Source organism: Bacillus sp. PS95 (genome assembly GCF_037963565.1).
In the GTDB taxonomy this organism is placed as follows: Bacteria; Bacillota; Bacilli; order Bacillales; family Bacillaceae; genus Bacillus; species Bacillus subtilis.
The window spans coordinates 4,116,097-4,133,473 of record NZ_CP150160.1 but is presented as its reverse complement, the minus strand read 5'-3'; the positions used below and the strand labels follow the sequence as shown (position 1 = coordinate 4,133,473).

General features: G+C 44.9%; 16 protein-coding genes, 4 tRNA genes and 1 pseudogene. 15 read left to right on the top strand and 6 right to left on the bottom strand.

Annotated features, from left to right (window positions below):
• Nucleotides 1-11 precede the first annotated feature (11 nt).
• The 3 genes from NSQ12_RS21455 to NSQ12_RS21445 all read right to left on the bottom strand — a co-directional run bounded on the left by NSQ12_RS21455 (nt 12) and on the right by NSQ12_RS21445 (nt 3,596).
• Nucleotides 12-2,069 carry a glycosyltransferase family 39 protein gene (locus NSQ12_RS21455; RefSeq protein WP_003226916.1) on the bottom strand — a complete coding sequence of 686 codons (2,058 nt, stop codon included), beginning with the start codon at nt 2,067-2,069 and terminating at the stop codon, nt 12-14.
• A gap of 105 nt (nt 2,070-2,174) precedes the next feature.
• Entirely contained in the window at nt 2,175-3,383 is a 1,209-nt protein-coding gene (locus tag NSQ12_RS21450; protein ID WP_003226917.1) for a CynX/NimT family MFS transporter, read from the bottom strand.
• Between the two features lie 72 nt (nt 3,384-3,455).
• Nucleotides 3,456-3,596 carry a YycC family protein gene (locus tag NSQ12_RS21445; protein ID WP_003242786.1) on the bottom strand — a complete coding sequence of 47 codons (141 nt, stop codon included), beginning with the start codon at nt 3,594-3,596 and terminating at the stop codon, nt 3,456-3,458.
• 120 nt (nt 3,597-3,716) lie between these two features.
• On the opposite strand from NSQ12_RS21445, the gene NSQ12_RS21440 reads away from it, so the two are divergent.
• Nucleotides 3,717-3,920, top strand: a complete 204-nt coding sequence (locus NSQ12_RS21440; protein WP_003226920.1) for a hypothetical protein — start codon at nt 3,717-3,719, stop codon at nt 3,918-3,920.
• Nucleotides 3,921-3,967: 47 nt separating this feature from the next.
• Here the strand turns inward: NSQ12_RS21440 and NSQ12_RS21435 are convergent, their stop codons facing one another.
• Entirely contained in the window at nt 3,968-4,168 is a 201-nt protein-coding gene (locus NSQ12_RS21435) for a DUF2188 domain-containing protein (RefSeq protein WP_003226922.1), read from the bottom strand.
• 169 nt (nt 4,169-4,337) lie between these two features.
• On the opposite strand from NSQ12_RS21435, the gene dnaB reads away from it, so the two are divergent.
• The 14 genes and pseudogenes from dnaB (at nt 4,338) to NSQ12_RS21365 (ending at nt 15,756) form a co-directional block, all read left to right on the top strand.
• On the top strand, nt 4,338-5,702 hold the full coding sequence (gene dnaB, locus NSQ12_RS21430; RefSeq protein ID WP_003226923.1) for a replicative DNA helicase: 1,365 nt from the start codon (nt 4,338-4,340) through the stop codon (nt 5,700-5,702).
• 119 nt (nt 5,703-5,821) lie between these two features.
• Nucleotides 5,822-6,241 carry a VOC family protein gene (locus NSQ12_RS21425; protein WP_015250809.1) on the top strand — a complete coding sequence of 140 codons (420 nt, stop codon included), beginning with the start codon at nt 5,822-5,824 and terminating at the stop codon, nt 6,239-6,241.
• A gap of 205 nt (nt 6,242-6,446) precedes the next feature.
• Nucleotides 6,447-7,739 (top strand): adenylosuccinate synthase, encoded by a 1,293-nt coding sequence (gene purA, locus NSQ12_RS21420; protein WP_003226929.1) that lies wholly within the window; start codon nt 6,447-6,449, stop codon nt 7,737-7,739.
• Nucleotides 7,740-7,963: 224 nt separating this feature from the next.
• Nucleotides 7,964-8,039: transfer RNA gene (locus NSQ12_RS21415), tRNA-Lys, on the top strand.
• A 9-nt stretch (nt 8,040-8,048) separates the two neighbouring features.
• A tRNA-Glu gene (locus tag NSQ12_RS21410) sits at nt 8,049-8,120 on the top strand.
• 81 nt (nt 8,121-8,201) lie between these two features.
• Nucleotides 8,202-8,278 (top strand) — tRNA-Asp (locus NSQ12_RS21405).
• 35 nt (nt 8,279-8,313) lie between these two features.
• Nucleotides 8,314-8,386 (top strand) — tRNA-Phe (locus NSQ12_RS21400).
• A 383-nt stretch (nt 8,387-8,769) separates the two neighbouring features.
• A complete protein-coding gene (walR, locus tag NSQ12_RS21395) occupies nt 8,770-9,477 on the top strand; it encodes a cell wall metabolism DNA-binding response regulator WalR (protein WP_003244363.1) in 708 nt (235 codons plus the stop codon).
• Between the two features lie 7 nt (nt 9,478-9,484).
• Nucleotides 9,485-11,320, top strand: a complete 1,836-nt coding sequence (walK, locus tag NSQ12_RS21390; protein WP_024572714.1) for a cell wall metabolism sensor histidine kinase WalK — start codon at nt 9,485-9,487, stop codon at nt 11,318-11,320.
• The gene (gene walH / locus NSQ12_RS21385; protein ID WP_003226936.1) at nt 11,310-12,677 is read left to right on the top strand and encodes a WalRK two-component regulatory system regulator WalH; all 1,368 of its coding nucleotides are present in this window, start codon (nt 11,310-11,312) and stop codon (nt 12,675-12,677) included. The genes walK and walH overlap by 11 nt, the downstream gene beginning before the upstream one ends.
• Nucleotides 12,664-13,506 (top strand): WalRK two-component regulatory system regulator WalI, encoded by an 843-nt coding sequence (walI, locus tag NSQ12_RS21380; protein ID WP_003226937.1) that lies wholly within the window; start codon nt 12,664-12,666, stop codon nt 13,504-13,506. The genes walH and walI overlap by 14 nt, the downstream gene beginning before the upstream one ends.
• Before the next feature lie 21 nt (nt 13,507-13,527).
• Nucleotides 13,528-14,322, top strand: a complete 795-nt coding sequence (locus tag NSQ12_RS21375; RefSeq protein WP_003226939.1) for an MBL fold metallo-hydrolase — start codon at nt 13,528-13,530, stop codon at nt 14,320-14,322.
• 81 nt (nt 14,323-14,403) lie between these two features.
• Nucleotides 14,404-15,606, top strand: coding sequence for a serine protease HtrC (gene htrC / locus NSQ12_RS21370; protein WP_003226941.1), 1,203 nt, complete (start codon nt 14,404-14,406; stop codon nt 15,604-15,606).
• Between the two features lie 20 nt (nt 15,607-15,626).
• A pseudogene (locus tag NSQ12_RS21365) lies at nt 15,627-15,756 on the top strand (hypothetical protein).
• Here the strand turns inward: NSQ12_RS21365 and NSQ12_RS21360 are convergent.
• The gene (locus NSQ12_RS21360) at nt 15,753-16,253 is read right to left on the bottom strand and encodes a PepSY domain-containing protein (RefSeq protein ID WP_003226943.1); all 501 of its coding nucleotides are present in this window, start codon (nt 16,251-16,253) and stop codon (nt 15,753-15,755) included. The pseudogene NSQ12_RS21365 and the gene NSQ12_RS21360 overlap by 4 nt on opposite strands.
• A gap of 161 nt (nt 16,254-16,414) precedes the next feature.
• Nucleotides 16,415-17,314 (bottom strand): PepSY domain-containing protein, encoded by a 900-nt coding sequence (locus tag NSQ12_RS21355; RefSeq protein WP_003226945.1) that lies wholly within the window; start codon nt 17,312-17,314, stop codon nt 16,415-16,417.
• Nucleotides 17,315-17,377: the final 63 nt, after the last annotated feature.

Below are 17,377 nucleotides of genomic sequence, written 5' to 3'. Positions count from 1 at the left end.
AGCCTCTTTTTTTATTCCACGAGATAAAGAGTTTGCTGGCTTTCTCCGCCAGGTCCTCTTCGCATTCCCTGCACGCTGTTTGTGCTGCTGGAGGAACCGCTGTACTCGTCAGATGTTATTTCTTTTCCGTTTTTCTTAATCCAGGAAACAAGTTCGCTGTTGCCTGAGTTGTTTTCTGACAGAAGGAAGTATTTCACTTTGCCTTCTTTGATCAGTTTTTTCAGTTCCGACACAGTCAGAATGGGATCCGTGCCGTTAAATCCGCCCATTGCAATAACAGATTCATTTTCGTAAATGATGTATGGCGCAGCTGTTACGGTTGTCAAAGTAGCAAATAAATATTCTTCGCCGGTATTGTGTTTTCTCAGATAGGACAGGAGCCCGCTGTCGACCTCTGAAGAGAACATGTTCCCGCCGTTTGCTGAGTCTTTGAGCTGCGGACCGGATTCAGGAAGGACGCTGTTGCCACCGTATAGAAGCGGCGTTGCTGACCAGTAAACTGGTGTGAGAAGCAGAACGCACAAGCTGATGATGGTCAGCTGCTTACTGAACGGATGGCTGCGTTTAAGCATCAGAAGTGCAAGGGAGATGCCCAGTCCTAAGAGCCCCAGGGCATACATCCATACACTGCTGATTTGGCTTGTATAAGCGCTCAGAATATACACCTGGAACACGGTTGTGATCAGAACGGCTGCCGGCAGAAGATAGCTGGCCCAGTCTTGATTATTTTTGTATAAGCGGTGCATCGTATACCATCCGATACCAGAAAGGGCGGCAATCGGCGGTGCCAGCATAATCAAATAATACTGGTGGAAGAATCCTGCGATGCTGAAGAAACCAGCCACGGGAACAAGCCAAGCCGCCCAGAATAGCGTTTCTTTTTTTTCAGCAGCATGTCCGCGGCGATCACGGTACCAGCTGACGAGTGAGCCCAGTAATCCGATCAATGAGAATGGGAGCATCCAGCTGATTTGGCCGGAAAGTGCTGATTGGAAAAGACGAAGCGGTCCAGGATCACCGGTGCCGAACATATTCACGCTTTTTCCGCCTCCACCGCCAGGCCCTCCATTTCCAGGCCCGTTGCCACCTGTAGGAGGTGTGCCTCCGCCTCCATTGAGAGCGCCGGTTTGTCCGTTAGGCGGCTGAGGCGCCTGTGAATGGTTTCCGAATGATTGATTTCCGTTCTGAGAAAAAGATGAACCGTTGCCATTTGGCGCTTGCATGTTGTCTTGATTCTGCATGTTCCCTCCGCCAGCAGCATTCATATCACCCTTTGCAAGGCCCGTAGTTTGCCCAAGCAGACGCTCTGTGCCGTTGTAGCCAAAGGCCAGTTCTAGCACTGAGTTGGTCTGGCTGCTTCCTACATAAGGCCGGCTTGAGGAAGAGGCTGAATCCACTGCAATCGCCCATGAGAGTGAAAGGCCTGTCAGAAGGACAAGAGACAGAAGCAGGGACCCGATTTTTTTCTTCAGAGAAACCCGAGATGCAACCATGTAGAATAACACAAATGCAGGCAATACCATAAACGCTTGCATCATCTTCATATTAAAGGCGAGCCCAATCAGGGCAAATGCCATCAGCAGCCAAACCAGCTTGCCTTGTTTTACTGCCCGAAACAGGCAAGCTGAACCGAGCAATATGGTAAAAACGAGCATGCTGTCGATATTGTTTGTCCGGCTGACAGCTACTGCGATAGGGGTCAGTGCCATAACAAGTGCGGAAATGCGGGCCGCTCCAATTCCAAAAGTCGGCTTGATCATTCTGTAGAGAAGGAAGACAGATCCAACTCCGGCAAGAGCCTGGGGAATGATGACACTCCACGTGTGAACACCGAAAATCAGTGCGAAAATCGTTTGAATCCATAACACGACAGGAGGCTTATCTACTGTCACAAATCCAGAAGGGTCAAATGACGCATAAAAGAAATTATGGAAGCTTTGCGTCATGCTTTTTACAGCCGCCAAATAGTACTGGTTCGCTGTATCATCCTGCCAAATGTGATACGTATTCAAAAAAGCTGCTGCCAGCAAAATAAGAATAAGGGCTGCGTCGAATCGTTTGGTTTTCATCGTTTTTCACCTCTTTATGGTGTCTCATTGTAAAAAACAAATATGAAAAACTTATGAATAAACCATAAATATTCAAAGAAAAAAGCGGAGATATTTTCCCCGCTTTTATGCTGAATTTCTTTGTTTTTCTGACTGAAAAATGTATCGATCTCGTCCGGCTCCCTGTCCGGCTGCTCCCATTACGATCAGGGCAGCAATGAGAAGCACAATCGGCATCGTCCATGAATGCGTCTGGTCAAAGAGATAGCCGACAAAGATTGGCCCGACTGCTGCCAGCAGGTAGCCGAATGACTGAGACATGCCTGACAGCGCAGCGGCCTGTTGGGCATTTTCACTGCGGAGACCAATCAAAGTGAGCGCCAGACTAATGCTGGAGCCTTGCCCGATACCGATAATGATCATCCAGATGGCAAGCAATGTATGGCTTCCGCCCGCTAATAATCCGCAGAGGCCGATCAGATAAACTGAGGCCAGCGCCGCAACGATACCGCGCTGCTGTTTCACACGGTCAGCTAAAACTGGCGTCAGAAAAGTGGAAGGCAGACTCGCAAATTGCATGAGTGATACCATCCATCCGGCTGTTGCCGTATCAATCCCGTGTGAACGGAGAATTTCAGGAAACCAAGCGATGCTGCTGTAAAATAAAAACGATTGCAGGCCCATAAAGATGGTGACATACCATGCCATTTTGGAAGCCCAAATGGAACTGGATTGCAGCTTCATTGTCTGGTTTGCCGTATCTCGATGGCGCAGCTGAGGTATCCAGATCAGCAATGCAAGCAAAGCCAGCCCGCCCCATAAGAGAAAGGCTTGTTTCCATCCGCCATTCATCTGGGTCGCTAAAGGAACGCTGACACCTGATGCTAAAGCTGCGAATATATTCATTGATGTCGTATACAGGCTGATCATGATCCCTGGCTTTTCAGGGTATTTATGTTTGATTAAGCTTGGCAAAAGTACGTTACCAATCGCAATTCCGACTCCGATAAGTGCCGTTCCGAAAAACAAAGCGGCAGTATAGCCGGTAGAACGAGTCAAAACACCGATAAGCAGTATCACGAGACCTAGCCATAAAGTTCGCTCATTTCCGAGGCGCTGTCCAAGCTTAGGTGCAAGTGGAGAAAGAACTGCAAACGAAAGCAGCGGCAGTGCGGTCAAAAAACCGGCTGCCCCATTGGACATGTGCAGCTCTGCCCGGATAGAGCTGATGACCGGACCGACTGAAGTGATCGCGGGCCGTAAGTTAAAGGCGATAAAGATAATGCCGGTGATCAGCCAAAATGATTGGATTTTTTTATTATGTGGATGTGGCAAAGCAGTTACTCCTCTTTTCTAACATATACATGATATTATCCCGAAACAGGTAAGCAAGTATGTGAATGAACGCTATGATTTGTCCTCTTTTTGCAGTTCAGCCATTTTGGCAAGCAGAATATGCTGAGGCATATGCATGATCTGTTCAAGCGGCAGATTCAAGGACTCTGCAAGCTTTTGTGCAGTTTCAGCAGAAATTTGCAAAGGTCTCACAAAAGATCCCTCCTCTCTTCTGTCCATTGTACAAGAATCAGATGTGAAATGTAAGAAGATGTCACAAAGGAATAGAGCAATCGGAAAATGACCGTTATAAAAGAGGTAAGGAGGGTTCTTATGCACGCACCGTTATCCTTATTAAAACAAATGCTGAAGGAACACCAAATAGACACTGAAAAAGCTGTCACTTTCGAAGAATATATAGCAGTGAGGCTAAAGCTTCGGGAGCTGATGGGGAAATTTGCTTCGATCGGGGAGTGGGATCTGTATCAAAAAGCGGCAGATTTGATGATGCACATAGGCATCCAATGGATGAAATAAACCGATAACCGCTAAAAAACCCTCGCTGCAGCGAAGGCTTTCATTCATTAAAATGAGTGTTCTTCTTCCACATTTTTAAACTGGTCATAAATTACAAGCTTAGACGGACTGTTTTCCTTAGCCACCTGTTTGGCCTTTTCAATAGCGGCGTCTTTAGACGTATACAAAGCTGTCGGCGCTACATTCTCCACCTCAATAAACCAGCCGTCCGCATCAACATTAGGCGTAATCGCATATTTCTTTATCATCTTTCATTCCTCCCTCATGTTTTATTGCATTTTTCCCGCCTTGTTACTGTCCGAAACGATCCAATCTGCTAACTGAAAAAAACAGGAAACAGTCAATTTTTCTATTTTTTTTCTGTAGAAATGGTAGAATGGAGGTTGGAGATTTTTTAATGAGAGGACGGTGCTTAGCATGACAGACCTTCTGAATGACCGGCTTCCTCCGCAAAATATAGAAGCCGAACAAGCCGTGTTAGGCGCTATTTTTTTACAGCCGTCTGCTTTAACACTGGCTTCAGAAGTATTGATTCCAGATGATTTCTATAGAATGTCCCACCAAAAAATCTATAATGCGATGCTGGTGCTCGGTGACCGAGGTGAACCGGTTGATCTGGTGACAGTAACATCAGAGCTTGCGAACACAGACCTGCTGGAAGAAGTAGGCGGCATTTCATATTTGACAGATATCGCAAACTCGGTGCCGACAGCGGCTAACATAGAATATTACGCGAAAATCGTTGAGGAAAAATCGATTCTTCGCCGATTAATCAGAACTGCGACAACGATTGCTCAAGACGGGTATACCCGTGAGGATGAGGTCGAGGATTTACTCAGTGAAGCGGAAAAAACGATTATGGAAGTGGCACAGCGCAAAAACACGAGTGCCTTCCAAAATATTAAGGACGTCCTTGTCCAGACCTATGATAATATCGAACAGCTTCACAATCGAAAAGGTGATATCACGGGGATTCCAACAGGGTTTACGGAGCTTGACCGGATGACTGCGGGTTTCCAGCGCAACGACTTGATCATTGTGGCTGCCCGTCCGTCAGTAGGGAAAACAGCCTTTGCCCTGAACATCGCACAAAACGTGGCGACAAAGACCGATGAGAGCGTAGCGATTTTCAGTCTTGAGATGGGTGCCGAGCAGCTCGTTATGCGTATGCTCTGTGCCGAGGGAAATATCAATGCCCAGAATCTCCGTACAGGTAACCTGACCGAAGAGGATTGGGGCAAGCTGACGATGGCAATGGGAAGCCTGTCGAACAGCGGGATTTACATCGATGATACACCGGGTATTCGAGTGAGTGAAATCCGTGCCAAGTGCCGCCGCTTGAAGCAGGAAAGCGGGCTGGGCATGATTTTGATCGATTACCTGCAATTGATTCAGGGAAGCGGTCGTTCAAAGGACAACCGTCAGCAGGAAGTATCTGAAATTTCCCGTGAACTGAAGTCGATTGCCAGGGAGCTGCAAGTCCCTGTTATCGCGCTTTCTCAGCTTTCTCGGGGCGTTGAGCAGCGTCAGGATAAACGTCCGATGATGTCTGATATCCGGGAATCAGGAAGTATCGAGCAGGACGCGGATATTGTCGCGTTCCTTTATCGTGATGACTACTATGACAAAGAAACCGAGAATAAAAATATTATCGAAATTATTATCGCCAAACAGCGTAACGGCCCGGTAGGAACCGTGTCTCTTGCGTTCGTAAAAGAATACAACAAATTCGTCAACCTGGAACGGCGTTTTGATGACGCAGGCGTTCCGCCCGGCGCATAAGCCCCAAGAGCTGCTCTTGGGGTTTTTTCATTCGAAAGATGGAAGAAATACCGTTCGCTCAGCGGATGAAAAATTGAAAGCGTTTTAATAAAATGGTGCAAAAAGGAGATGGTAACAATATGGGAAAACGTTTTTCGTCTTTTCACGCAGCACAAATCCGAATTGCGCGTCCTACGGGCCAGCTTGATGAGATTATTCGTTTTTACGAAGAGGGATTGTGTTTGAAACGAATAGGAGAATTTTCAAAGCATAACGGGTATGACGGTGTCATGTTCGGCCTTCCTCATGCCGATTATCATTTAGAATTCACCCAGTATGAAGGGGGAAGCACTGCCCCCGTTCCCCATCCCGACAGCCTTCTTGTTTTTTATGTGCCGAATGCAGATGAACTGGCAGCGATCACTTCAAAGCTAAAGCACATGGGCTATCAAGAGGTCGAATCAGAGAACCCGTACTGGAGCAATGGGGGCGTAACGATAGAGGACCCGGATGGCTGGCGGGTCGTTTTTATGAATTCAAAAGGGATATCAGGCAAGTGATTCTTTCTTATGCTAAAGGATGAAAGTTTCGCAAGCTTTTTATGACAAAGCAGTGAGAAAACGCTTATAAAACGAATGGAAGCGAACGAATATAGATTTACAATAATTTAATGTTCGGATTTACAATTGACTTTCTGTTTCTTCACTGATAAACTTGATTTGTTTGAATAGAATCGTTTTGAAAGGTTAACGGAGGTGCACGGACATGTCTTCAGTAGTTGTAGTAGGTACGCAATGGGGCGATGAAGGAAAAGGTAAAATTACAGATTTCCTATCAGAAAATGCAGAAGTGATCGCCCGTTATCAAGGCGGAAATAACGCAGGGCATACAATCAAGTTTGACGGAATCACATATAAGCTTCACTTAATCCCGTCTGGAATTTTCTATAAGGATAAAACGTGTGTAATCGGAAACGGAATGGTTGTAGATCCGAAAGCATTAGTCACAGAGCTTGCGTATCTTCATGAGCGCAACGTGAGTACAGATAACCTGAGAATCAGCAACAGAGCTCACGTCATTCTGCCGTATCATTTGAAATTGGATGAAGTGGAAGAAGAGCGTAAAGGGGCTAACAAGATCGGCACAACGAAAAAAGGAATCGGCCCTGCTTACATGGATAAAGCAGCCCGCATCGGAATTCGCATCGCGGATCTGTTAGACCGTGACGCGTTTGCGGAAAAGCTTGAGCGCAATCTTGAAGAAAAAAACCGTCTTCTCGAGAAAATGTACGAGACAGAAGGGTTTAAACTTGAGGATATCTTAGACGAATATTATGAGTACGGACAGCAGATTAAAAAGTATGTTTGCGATACATCTGTTGTCTTAAACGATGCTCTTGATGAAGGGCGCCGTGTATTATTTGAAGGCGCACAAGGGGTTATGCTCGATATCGACCAAGGAACATACCCGTTTGTTACGTCATCTAACCCGGTTGCCGGCGGTGTCACGATCGGTTCTGGTGTCGGCCCGACCAAAATCAAGCACGTTGTCGGTGTATCAAAAGCATATACGACTCGTGTCGGCGACGGTCCTTTCCCGACTGAGCTGAAAGATGAAATCGGCGATCAAATCCGTGAAGTCGGACGCGAATATGGAACAACAACAGGCCGCCCGCGCCGTGTCGGCTGGTTTGACAGCGTTGTTGTCCGCCACGCCCGCCGTGTGAGCGGAATTACAGATCTTTCTCTGAACTCAATTGACGTCCTAACAGGAATTGAAACGTTGAAAATCTGTGTGGCGTACCGCTACAAAGGCGAAATCATTGAAGAATTCCCAGCAAGTCTTAAGGCACTTGCTGAATGTGAGCCGGTATATGAAGAAATGCCGGGCTGGACTGAGGATATTACAGGTGCGAAGAGCTTGAGCGAGCTTCCGGAAAATGCGCGCCATTATCTTGAGCGTGTGTCTCAGCTTACAGGCATTCCGCTTTCTATTTTCTCTGTCGGTCCAGACCGCTCACAAACAAATGTCCTTCGCAGTGTGTACCGTGCGAACTAAATAGAATATGTCTGCAAGCCCCTATTTAAGGGGCTTGTTTTTTGTTTGAAAGCCGCATATAAGTTGGTCTGAGAAAAAAATATGAAAAAAAACCAAAAAAGTTATTGCCACTTCTATTTGTTCGTGATATTATAAATCTCGTTGTTACGGAAACTGCTTCAATAGAGTACAAGATGAGAACTAGATTTAAGTCGTTTGCTCTATAGAAATTCCGACATCTTTAAGAGCCATTAGCTCAGTTGGTAGAGCATCTGACTTTTAATCAGAGGGTCGAAGGTTCGAGTCCTTCATGGCTCACCATTTCGTGAAGGCCCGTTGGTCAAGCGGTTAAGACACCGCCCTTTCACGGCGGTAACACGGGTTCGAATCCCGTACGGGTCATTGATTTACTTTAGCGTTATTGCTAAATTCCTTATTTGTCTGTGAGAGCTGACACGACAGCTCTCCGGGCAATTACTGTAAGGTCCGGTAGTTCAGTTGGTTAGAATGCCTGCCTGTCACGCAGGAGGTCGCGGGTTCGAGTCCCGTCCGGACCGCCATTTTACTTTACTTAGTAGAGAAAAATAAAACATTTGGCTCGGTAGCTCAGTTGGTAGAGCAACGGACTGAAAATCCGTGTGTCGGCGGTTCGATTCCGTCCCGAGCCACTTACCAAACGCATCTGCAATCGTAGGTGCGTTTTTTCTTTTAGGAAAAAGGCAAACATGAGGAGTGTTATAATAGAAGAAAAAGGGAGAACCGGCCCTGCGGCCGGTTCAAAGAAGAAGACGTCATTGATAAAGACGCACTCCGGTGAGGGGAGGTTTCAATAAAGTTATCTTTTTTAAAAAAAGTTGACCAGCATGACAATAGATAAACAACTGGCGATAAAGGTGAAACATGTGTTTTTTTTCTAAACCTTTATTTTTTTTATCTTTTGACCTTAAACCGTTATAATAGACAAGGACCCATTCTTTACATGGGCCATAAGTGATGAAACGAATGTTATATAGATGAAATGAAGTCATTCGGCAGGAGGAAAATCAAAATGATGGATAAAAAGATCCTTGTAGTAGATGATGAAAAACCGATTGCAGATATATTGGAATTTAACTTAAGAAAAGAAGGCTATGAAGTGCACTGTGCCCACGATGGAAACGAAGCCGTTGAAATGGTAGAAGAGCTTCAGCCTGATTTAATTCTTTTAGATATTATGCTCCCGAATAAAGACGGCGTTGAAGTATGCCGCGAAGTCAGAAAGAAATACGATATGCCAATCATTATGCTGACGGCTAAGGATTCAGAAATTGACAAGGTTATCGGGCTTGAAATCGGTGCTGATGACTATGTCACAAAACCATTCAGCACACGCGAGCTCTTGGCACGTGTAAAAGCGAACCTGCGTCGCCAGCTGACAACAGCGCCTGCGGAGGAAGAGCCTTCCTCTAACGAGATTCATATCGGCTCTCTCGTCATCTTCCCTGACGCGTACGTTGTATCAAAACGAGACGAAACAATCGAATTGACTCATCGTGAGTTCGAATTGCTTCATTATTTAGCAAAACATATCGGACAAGTGATGACCCGTGAACATTTGCTTCAAACCGTTTGGGGCTATGATTACTTCGGCGATGTCAGAACGGTTGACGTAACAGTCCGCCGGCTTCGTGAAAAAATCGAGGACAACCCGAGCCATCCAAATTGGATCGTCACACGCCGCGGTGTAGGTTATTACTTGAGAAACCCAGAACAGGACTAATGCCCATATGAATAAGGTTGGTTTTTTTCGGTCGATCCAATTTAAGATTACCTTGATTTATGTGCTTTTGATTATCATTGCCATGCAAATCATTGGTGTGTATTTTGTCAATCAGGTAGAGAAGTCGCTGATCAGCTCTTATGAACAATCGCTGAATCAGCGAATCGACAACCTTTCTTATTATATCGAACAAGAATATAAGAGCGATAACGACAGTACCGTCATAAAGGATGACGTCAGCCGTATTTTGAATGACTTCACGAAAAGTGATGAGGTTCGGGAAATTAGCTTTGTAGATAAAAGCTATGAAGTGGTCGGTTCTTCAAAGCCGTACGGTGAGGAAGTGGCTGGGAAACAAACGACCGATCTGATTTTCAAAAGAATTTTTTCTACCAAACAGTCGTATTTAAGAAAATATTATGACCCGAAAAGCAAAATCAGAGTTCTTATTTCCGCGAAGCCCGTCATGACTGAAAACCAAGAGGTTGTCGGCGCGATCTATGTTGTCGCGAGTATGGAAGATGTCTTTAATCAAATGAAGACGATCAACACGATACTGGCGTCCGGCACAGGTTTGGCACTTGTTTTGACGGCTCTTCTCGGTATTTTTCTGGCAAGAACCATTACCCATCCGCTTTCAGATATGCGAAAGCAGGCGATGGAGCTTGCGAAAGGGAATTTCTCGAGGAAGGTTAAAAAGTACGGGCATGATGAAATTGGGCAGCTGGCCACAACGTTTAACCACTTAACGAGAGAGCTTGAAGATGCCCAGGCGATGACTGAAGGAGAACGCAGAAAGCTAGCCTCTGTCATTGCCTATATGACAGACGGCGTAATCGCTACAAACCGAAATGGAGCGATTATTCTCTTAAACAGCCCGGCGCTGGAACTGTTGAACGTTTCACGTGAAACAGCCTTAGAAATGCCGATTACGAGTTTGCTGGGGCTTCAAGAGAATTATACTTTTGAAGATTTAGTGGAGCAGCAGGATTCTATGCTGCTTGAAATTGAGCGCGATGATGAATTAACGGTGCTTCGCGTGAATTTCTCTGTGATTCAAAGGGAACACGGCAAAATTGATGGTTTAATCGCTGTCATTTACGATGTAACCGAACAAGAGAAAATGGATCAGGAACGCAGAGAATTCGTTGCGAATGTATCACATGAGCTGAGGACGCCGCTTACGACAATGCGCAGCTATTTAGAAGCGTTAGCTGAAGGCGCGTGGGAAAATAAAGACATTGCTCCGCGCTTCTTAATGGTGACGCAAAATGAAACAGAGCGTATGATCCGGCTTGTCAATGATCTGCTTCAGCTGTCGAAATTTGACAGCAAGGATTATCAATTTAACCGGGAATGGATTCAGATTGTCCGGTTTATGTCGCTTATTATTGACCGTTTTGAAATGACAAAAGAGCAGCATGTGGAGTTTATCCGCAATCTGCCGGACAGAGATCTGTACGTCGAGATTGACCAGGATAAAATAACGCAGGTGCTCGATAATATTATTTCTAACGCTTTAAAATATTCACCGGAAGGCGGACATGTCACGTTCTCGATTGATGTCAATGAAGGGGAAGAACTTCTCTATATCAGCGTGAAGGATGAAGGGATCGGCATTCCGAAAAAAGATGTCGAAAAAGTCTTTGACCGCTTCTACAGGGTGGATAAAGCGAGAACGAGAAAGCTTGGCGGCACCGGTCTGGGATTGGCGATTGCCAAGGAAATGGTACAGGCGCACGGCGGAGATATTTGGGCGGACAGCATAGAAGGAAAAGGCACGACGATTACATTTACTCTTCCATATAAAGAGGAACAAGAGGATGATTGGGATGAAGCGTGAAAATATAAAAACGATATTACTTACGGTACTCGTCGTCATCAGTCTTGTTTTTACATGGGGGATATGGACGTTCCAGCCAAACTTTTCTGAAGGCTCATCCTCAACAGAGTCTACTGTTCGTGTGAAACATAAAATCGAAAAAACCACCCAAAAGCTGTCTGAAACGGTAAGGCCAAGGGACATGTTTATCCATGATGACGGCGCTCATTACAAAGTGGATGACAATGCCCTCTATGAAGAAATTTGGTCTGACTTGCCGCATTGGGATGTGAAAGGAATTAAAGATATTTCGGATCAGTATGACAAGGCTGGATTCAAAAGCTGGTTTTATGGAATAGGCGGTTCTGAAGCCAAGCTTGACTTGCAATTCAGCGATACGATCCCGATTGATATTTTCCAAACGTTGTTTAAATGGTCTAATCAGTCGTTTGAATACAGTTCGTTTGACCATATTCTGATCCCGTTCAATGAAACAAAAGCGAACAAGAAAATCTATTTGGTATCTTACAGCAAACAGCTCATTCTTGAAGTGACGGTTGAGTCGGCAAACTACCGGAACATTATGAACGACTTGAAAAACAGGCAATCAAATATGCCGGCGTTCAGTTTGTTCTCCATTGGCTCAAAGAAAGAGTTCTTGCTGCCGAACAAACCGCTTACGATGGACAAAAAAGAATTTGTCACAGAATCGATTAAAACAAATACCTTTAAGCAGGCTTTGTTTAGTGATCCGAGCATTGTAAGAGAAGATTCGAATTACAACAACAGAAATGTGCTGACAGATGGGATCAGCCGTTTAGATGTGAATCTAAGCCAGCGACAGGTGCAATTCCAGCAGCGCAATTTGGTGCAGAGCACATCCTATCAAACAGGTGAGTTAATCAAAAAGAGCCAAAAATACCTTGAGGATACCGGAAGCTGGACGGATCACTATCAATTTTTCAATATCAATGACAGCCAGCAGCTGAGCTTCTATATCTTTATGGATCAGATCCCGGTCATTAACAGCACCGCCAAACCTTTCGGAGCGACATCGGCGATTACGGTGCAATGGGCGAATGATGATATTCTCAGCTATAAGCGGCCGAATTACAGTCTCGGAACGAATCCGATTAAAACAAGTGAAACAGAGCTCATGAGCGGCAGCGAAGTGAAGATGCTGCTTTCGAAACAAACCGCTTATGATACGGACAAAATTGATCAGATCTTCCTTGCTTATCAATTGGTATCAACATCAACCAACGATGATCCTCTCGTTGAACTGGAACCGGTTTGGGCGATGAAAGTAAATGGAAAAATTGTGCCGATTACAAAGGATTTATTGAGGAAGGAGGGGGCTAACAGTGGAGTGGAATAAGACAAAATCAATCTTCATCGTTGCCTTCCTCATTTTAGATATTTTCTTAGGCTATCAGTTTTTTCAAAAATGGCAGGCTACCGGCAAAGAATATGAAGTCATTAAAAATGATGTCGAGCATGACATGAAGGCCGATCATATCACGTATGAAGGCTTGAATAAGGAAGCGACAGAAGGCTATCGGATCACGGCAAATCAAAAAGCCTTCACCAAGGAGGAAATTGAGGCGCTGAAGGATCAAAAGCCTTTGATGGACATGCCTAGTGATGATCATAAAGTAACGAGCCTGAAAATGAAGTTTGCAAATCCAATAGCCCTATCAAAGAAGGATATCGAGGACGATGCTCAGGCACTTGTTTCTTCAAAGATTCAAGATGGCGAAAAATATAAGCTTTGGAAGGTTGATAAATCGAAGAAAGAAATTATTTTCTTCCAAACGTACGAAGGTCATTATATTTACCAAAAGACCGACAATCCCTCTAATATGATCGGGCAAGTGGTGCTGCACTTAAACGGTAAAAACGAGGTTGTGTCATACGACCAGACTACGCTTGAGACCTTCAAGCAAATCCAGAAAGAAAGCTTAATTACTGAAATGGATGCGGTTGAGCTATTGTACTATCAAAATCAATTAAAAGAATACAGCACTGTGAAGAGCTGTAAATTCGGCTATGTAGCACAATATCCGCTGACAAGTACGCAGGTGCTGGCGCCGGTATGGAGAATTACGGTCGAGTACGAGAAAAAAGTGAACGGTGAGAAAAAGACAGTACAAGAGTATTTTACTGTGAATGCTTTGGAGAGTACGATTTTAGATACAGATCAATGAAAATAATGGAGTGAGACAAACATGAGCTTGCAATTTAGCGTACTTGCGAGCGGGAGTACGGGAAATGCGTTTTACCTCGAAACAGAGGATCACGCATTTTTAGTGGACGCCGGTTTGAGCGGGAAAGCCATGGATGGGCTGATGGCGCAGATCGGGCGTAAGCTGGATGATGTAGACGGCATTTTTGTGACGCATGAGCATAGTGACCATATTAAGGGCCTTGGTGTCGTCGCCAGAAAGTACAAGCTTCCGATTTATGCGAACGAGAAGACTTGGAAAGCGATGGAGAATCAAATCGGCAAAATTGACACCGATCAAAAGTTTGTATTTCCGATGGAGACGGTGAAGTCGTTTGGCGGACTTGATGTTGAATCGTTTGGCGTCTCCCACGATGCGGCCGAACCGATGTTTTATGTGTTCCATTATAACGGCCGAAAGCTCGCATTAATGACAGATACGGGATATGTCAGCGACCGAATGAAAGGCATTATCCGTTCAGCGAATGTGTTTGTGTTTGAAAGCAATCACGATGTCGGTATGCTGCAAATGGGAAGATACCCATGGAGCATTAAGCGGCGGATTTTAAGTGACGTCGGGCACGTGTCAAATGAAGATGCTGCCTTGGCGATGACGGATGTCATTGGCGATGAGACGTCTCGTATTTACCTGGCGCATTTGAGCCAGGACAACAACATGAAGGAGCTGGCAAGAATGTCCGTGCAGCAGACATTGGCTTCTAAAGGATTTGTGACGGGTGAGACATTTGACTTATACGACACTGATCCGAAGAAGGCCACTCCGCTTTGCGCTGTATAATTTTTCTATGTAAATCATGACTATTCTAGGAGCTTCTAACCCACAATATAACCATATTAACGTTCTTGGAAAGGATGGAATATGGTGGATTACGAACGTGAGGAAGAACATACTACTCCTGAACAGCCAAAGAGAAGCAAAAAAGGATATTTTCTTTCGAGTCTGATTGGCGTGATTGTCGGTGCCGTATTAATGGCGTTTATCATGCCGTACCTTTCAAATGAAGGGCTAGATACAGGCGCCTTAGATCAGCAGCAAAACAACAATGGCCGGGAATCAATCAGGACGGTGAATGTCAGTGTCAACAATACGGTCACCAAGATTGTCAGCAATGTGTCGCCCGCCGTTGTGGGTGTTGTGAACATCCAAAAATCAGATATACGGGGAGAGAGCGGCGAGGCTGGGAGCGGCTCTGGCGTCATCTATAAGAAAAATGACCATTCCGCTTATGTCGTGACCAACCATCATGTCATCGAAGGCGCTTCCCAAATTGAAATCAGCTTGAAAGACGGCTCACGTGTATCAGCTGACCTTGTCGGCAGCGACCAGCTGATGGACCTTGCCGTTTTACGGGTGAAAAGCGATAAGATTAAAGCAGTCGCCGATTTCGGAAATTCAGATAAAGTGAAGTCTGGGGAGCCGGTTATCGCGATCGGGAACCCGTTAGGCCTTGAGTTTGCAGGCTCTGTCACACAAGGCGTCATCTCAGGTACGGAGAGGGCGATCCCAGTGGATTCAAACGGTGATGGACAGCCTGACTGGAACGCAGAAGTCCTGCAAACAGATGCGGCCATTAACCCTGGGAACAGCGGCGGTGCTTTGTTAAATATGGATGGGAAGGTCATTGGCATCAATTCAATGAAAATTGCCGAGTCGGCGGTTGAAGGGATTGGCCTGTCGATTCCATCTAAGCTCGTGATCCCTGTGATAGAGGATTTAGAGAGATACGGAAAGGTCAAACGCCCGTTCCTTGGGATTGAGATGAAATCGCTAAGCGACATCGCAAGCTATCATTGGGATGAAACATTAAAGCTTCCTAAGCATGTTACCAATGGAGCGGTTGTGATGGGTGTAGACGCCTTTTCACCTGCCGGAAAAGCGGGGCTGAAGGAACTGGATGTCATCACGGGATTTGACGGATACAAAGTAAATGATATTGTTGACCTGCGAAAACGGCTTTATCAGAAAAAAGTCGGTGACCGGGTGAAGGTGAAGTTTTACCGCGGCGGAAAAGAAAAATCTGTAGACATCAAGCTGTCCTCCGCAGACCAATTAGGAAGTTAATCAAAACAGTCTGGCATCGTTTGCCAGGCTGTTTTGATATGCAAAAAAACTGAACGGGGGTCACGCCCGTTCAGTTGAAAAGGATATATCGAATATGAAGAAAAATACAAGATGGATGTTACACGTGAAACAGCAGCAAATGGCTGTTAACTGCAAATACCTCCATTCTCAGCATTCACTTTAATGGTTTGTACCGTGTGGTTGCTGGCTGTGATGGTGATGATGTACACATAGGTGCCATTTTCTTTCTTTAATGCAGAAGATGTGACAGTACCTTTGCATTTGTTCAACGCAATGCTTTGTGCTTTTGCTTTTGTGATCGCGGCTTGTTTATGTTCAACGTGATGCTTGACGATTTTTCCGCTGTTGCGGTTAATGTTAAAGGTGTGAATTTTGCCATCCTCACCAAGCACTTTAATGACATAGACATAAACGCCATCTGCTTTCTTCATTTGTGCTGATTGAACTGCGCCTTTGCAGTTCTTTAAAGCGACAGTTTTTGCTTTAGAGAGCGTAATAGAAGCCTGCTGCTGGGTTTGAACTTTAGCAGTGTCTTCTTTATGCAGAACAGCCGCGTGTGCGGATGATAAAGAACTGATTGAAATGATCGCTCCTAAAGCAGCTGCAGAACATATTTTCATATTCATTTGTAGGTCCTCCTTAGAAAAAGAACTGAACGCGGGTCACGCACGTTCAGTTTAAAAGAGTATTTAGAAAAAGGTAGACATGAACTTAGAACTTTGTGTTAAAACAAGACTGGTGTTATACGTTGAATTTCAGTTATTTTACTGCTGGCAGGCAGTTTATTTTATTTGCAAATGCTTCCGTTTTCAGCGTTCACTTTCACTGTTTGTTCAGTGTGGTTTTGGGCAGTGATTTTAATCACGTAAACGAATGTGCCGTTTTCTTTCTTCAAATCAGTAGATTTCACTGTGCCTTTGCATTTATTTAGTGCAATTTGATGTGCTTTTGTTTTTGTAACGGCTGCGTTTTTCTTTTGCACTTCTTGTTTTACGATTTTACCACTGTCACAGTTGACATGAATTTTATGAGTGCTTCCATCTTCGCCAAGCACTTTGACAACGTAGATGTATGCGCCGTTTTCTTTCTTCAGTTCAGAAGATTGAACTGCGCCTTTGCATTTGTTGAGTGCGATTTGATGCGCTTTTGTTTTAGAAAGATGTGCTTGTTTCTTTTGCTCGTGTTTTGCGACTTTGCCGTTTTCTCCATTGATATGGAACGTGTGAAGGCTTCCGTCTTCACCCATTACTTTCACGACGTAAGCGTAAACACCGTTTTCTTGCTTCAGCTCAGAAGATTGAACCGCACCTTTGCAGTTTTTCAAAGCGATCGATTGGGCTTTTGTTTTGCTGATATAGCTTTGTTTCTTTTGAACATCATGTTTCACAACTTTGCCGCTGTTGCAGTTGACGTTCATCGTATGCTGTTTGCCGTCCTCACCGAGAACTTTCACAACATATACGTATGTGCCATTCACTTTCTTCATTTGGGCCGTTTGAACAGTACCTTTGCATTTGTTCAACGCAACCTGTTTTGCCTTTGCTATTGTGATGGAAGCCTGTTGCTTCGTCTCAACCTTCGTTGATGTATCATCCTTTTGAATGACAGCGGCGTGAGCAGAAGTGAAAGAACTGATTGAAATAATCGTTCCCAGTGCAGCTCCTGATAAAACTTTAGTGATATTCATGTGAGATTCCTCCTTTAATTCATTGTTGGCTGTACCAACTAAGGCAATTGTATAGGCTGAAGC

Excerpts from the sequence above, each read along its gene's own strand:
- NSQ12_RS21375 (WP_003226939.1), top strand. The coding sequence starts at position 13,528 with ATGAGCTTGCAATTTAGCGTACTTGCGAGCGGGAGTACGGGAAATGCG.
- htrC (WP_003226941.1), top strand. The coding sequence starts at position 14,404 with ATGGTGGATTACGAACGTGAGGAAGAACATACTACTCCTGAACAGCCA.
- walH (WP_003226936.1), top strand. The coding sequence starts at position 11,310 with ATGAAGCGTGAAAATATAAAAACGATATTACTTACGGTACTCGTCGTC.
- dnaB (WP_003226923.1), top strand. The coding sequence starts at position 4,338 with ATGACAGACCTTCTGAATGACCGGCTTCCTCCGCAAAATATAGAAGCC.
- NSQ12_RS21360 (WP_003226943.1), bottom strand. The coding sequence starts at position 16,253 with ATGAATATGAAAATATGTTCTGCAGCTGCTTTAGGAGCGATCATTTCA.
- purA (WP_003226929.1), top strand. The coding sequence starts at position 6,447 with ATGTCTTCAGTAGTTGTAGTAGGTACGCAATGGGGCGATGAAGGAAAA.
- walR (WP_003244363.1), top strand. The coding sequence starts at position 8,770 with ATGGATAAAAAGATCCTTGTAGTAGATGATGAAAAACCGATTGCAGAT.
- NSQ12_RS21435 (WP_003226922.1), bottom strand. The coding sequence starts at position 4,168 with ATGATAAAGAAATATGCGATTACGCCTAATGTTGATGCGGACGGCTGG.
- NSQ12_RS21440 (WP_003226920.1), top strand. The coding sequence starts at position 3,717 with ATGCACGCACCGTTATCCTTATTAAAACAAATGCTGAAGGAACACCAA.
- NSQ12_RS21425 (WP_015250809.1), top strand. The coding sequence starts at position 5,822 with ATGGGAAAACGTTTTTCGTCTTTTCACGCAGCACAAATCCGAATTGCG.
- walK (WP_024572714.1), top strand. The coding sequence starts at position 9,485 with ATGAATAAGGTTGGTTTTTTTCGGTCGATCCAATTTAAGATTACCTTG.
- NSQ12_RS21455 (WP_003226916.1), bottom strand. The coding sequence starts at position 2,069 with ATGAAAACCAAACGATTCGACGCAGCCCTTATTCTTATTTTGCTGGCA.
- NSQ12_RS21355 (WP_003226945.1), bottom strand. The coding sequence starts at position 17,314 with ATGAATATCACTAAAGTTTTATCAGGAGCTGCACTGGGAACGATTATT.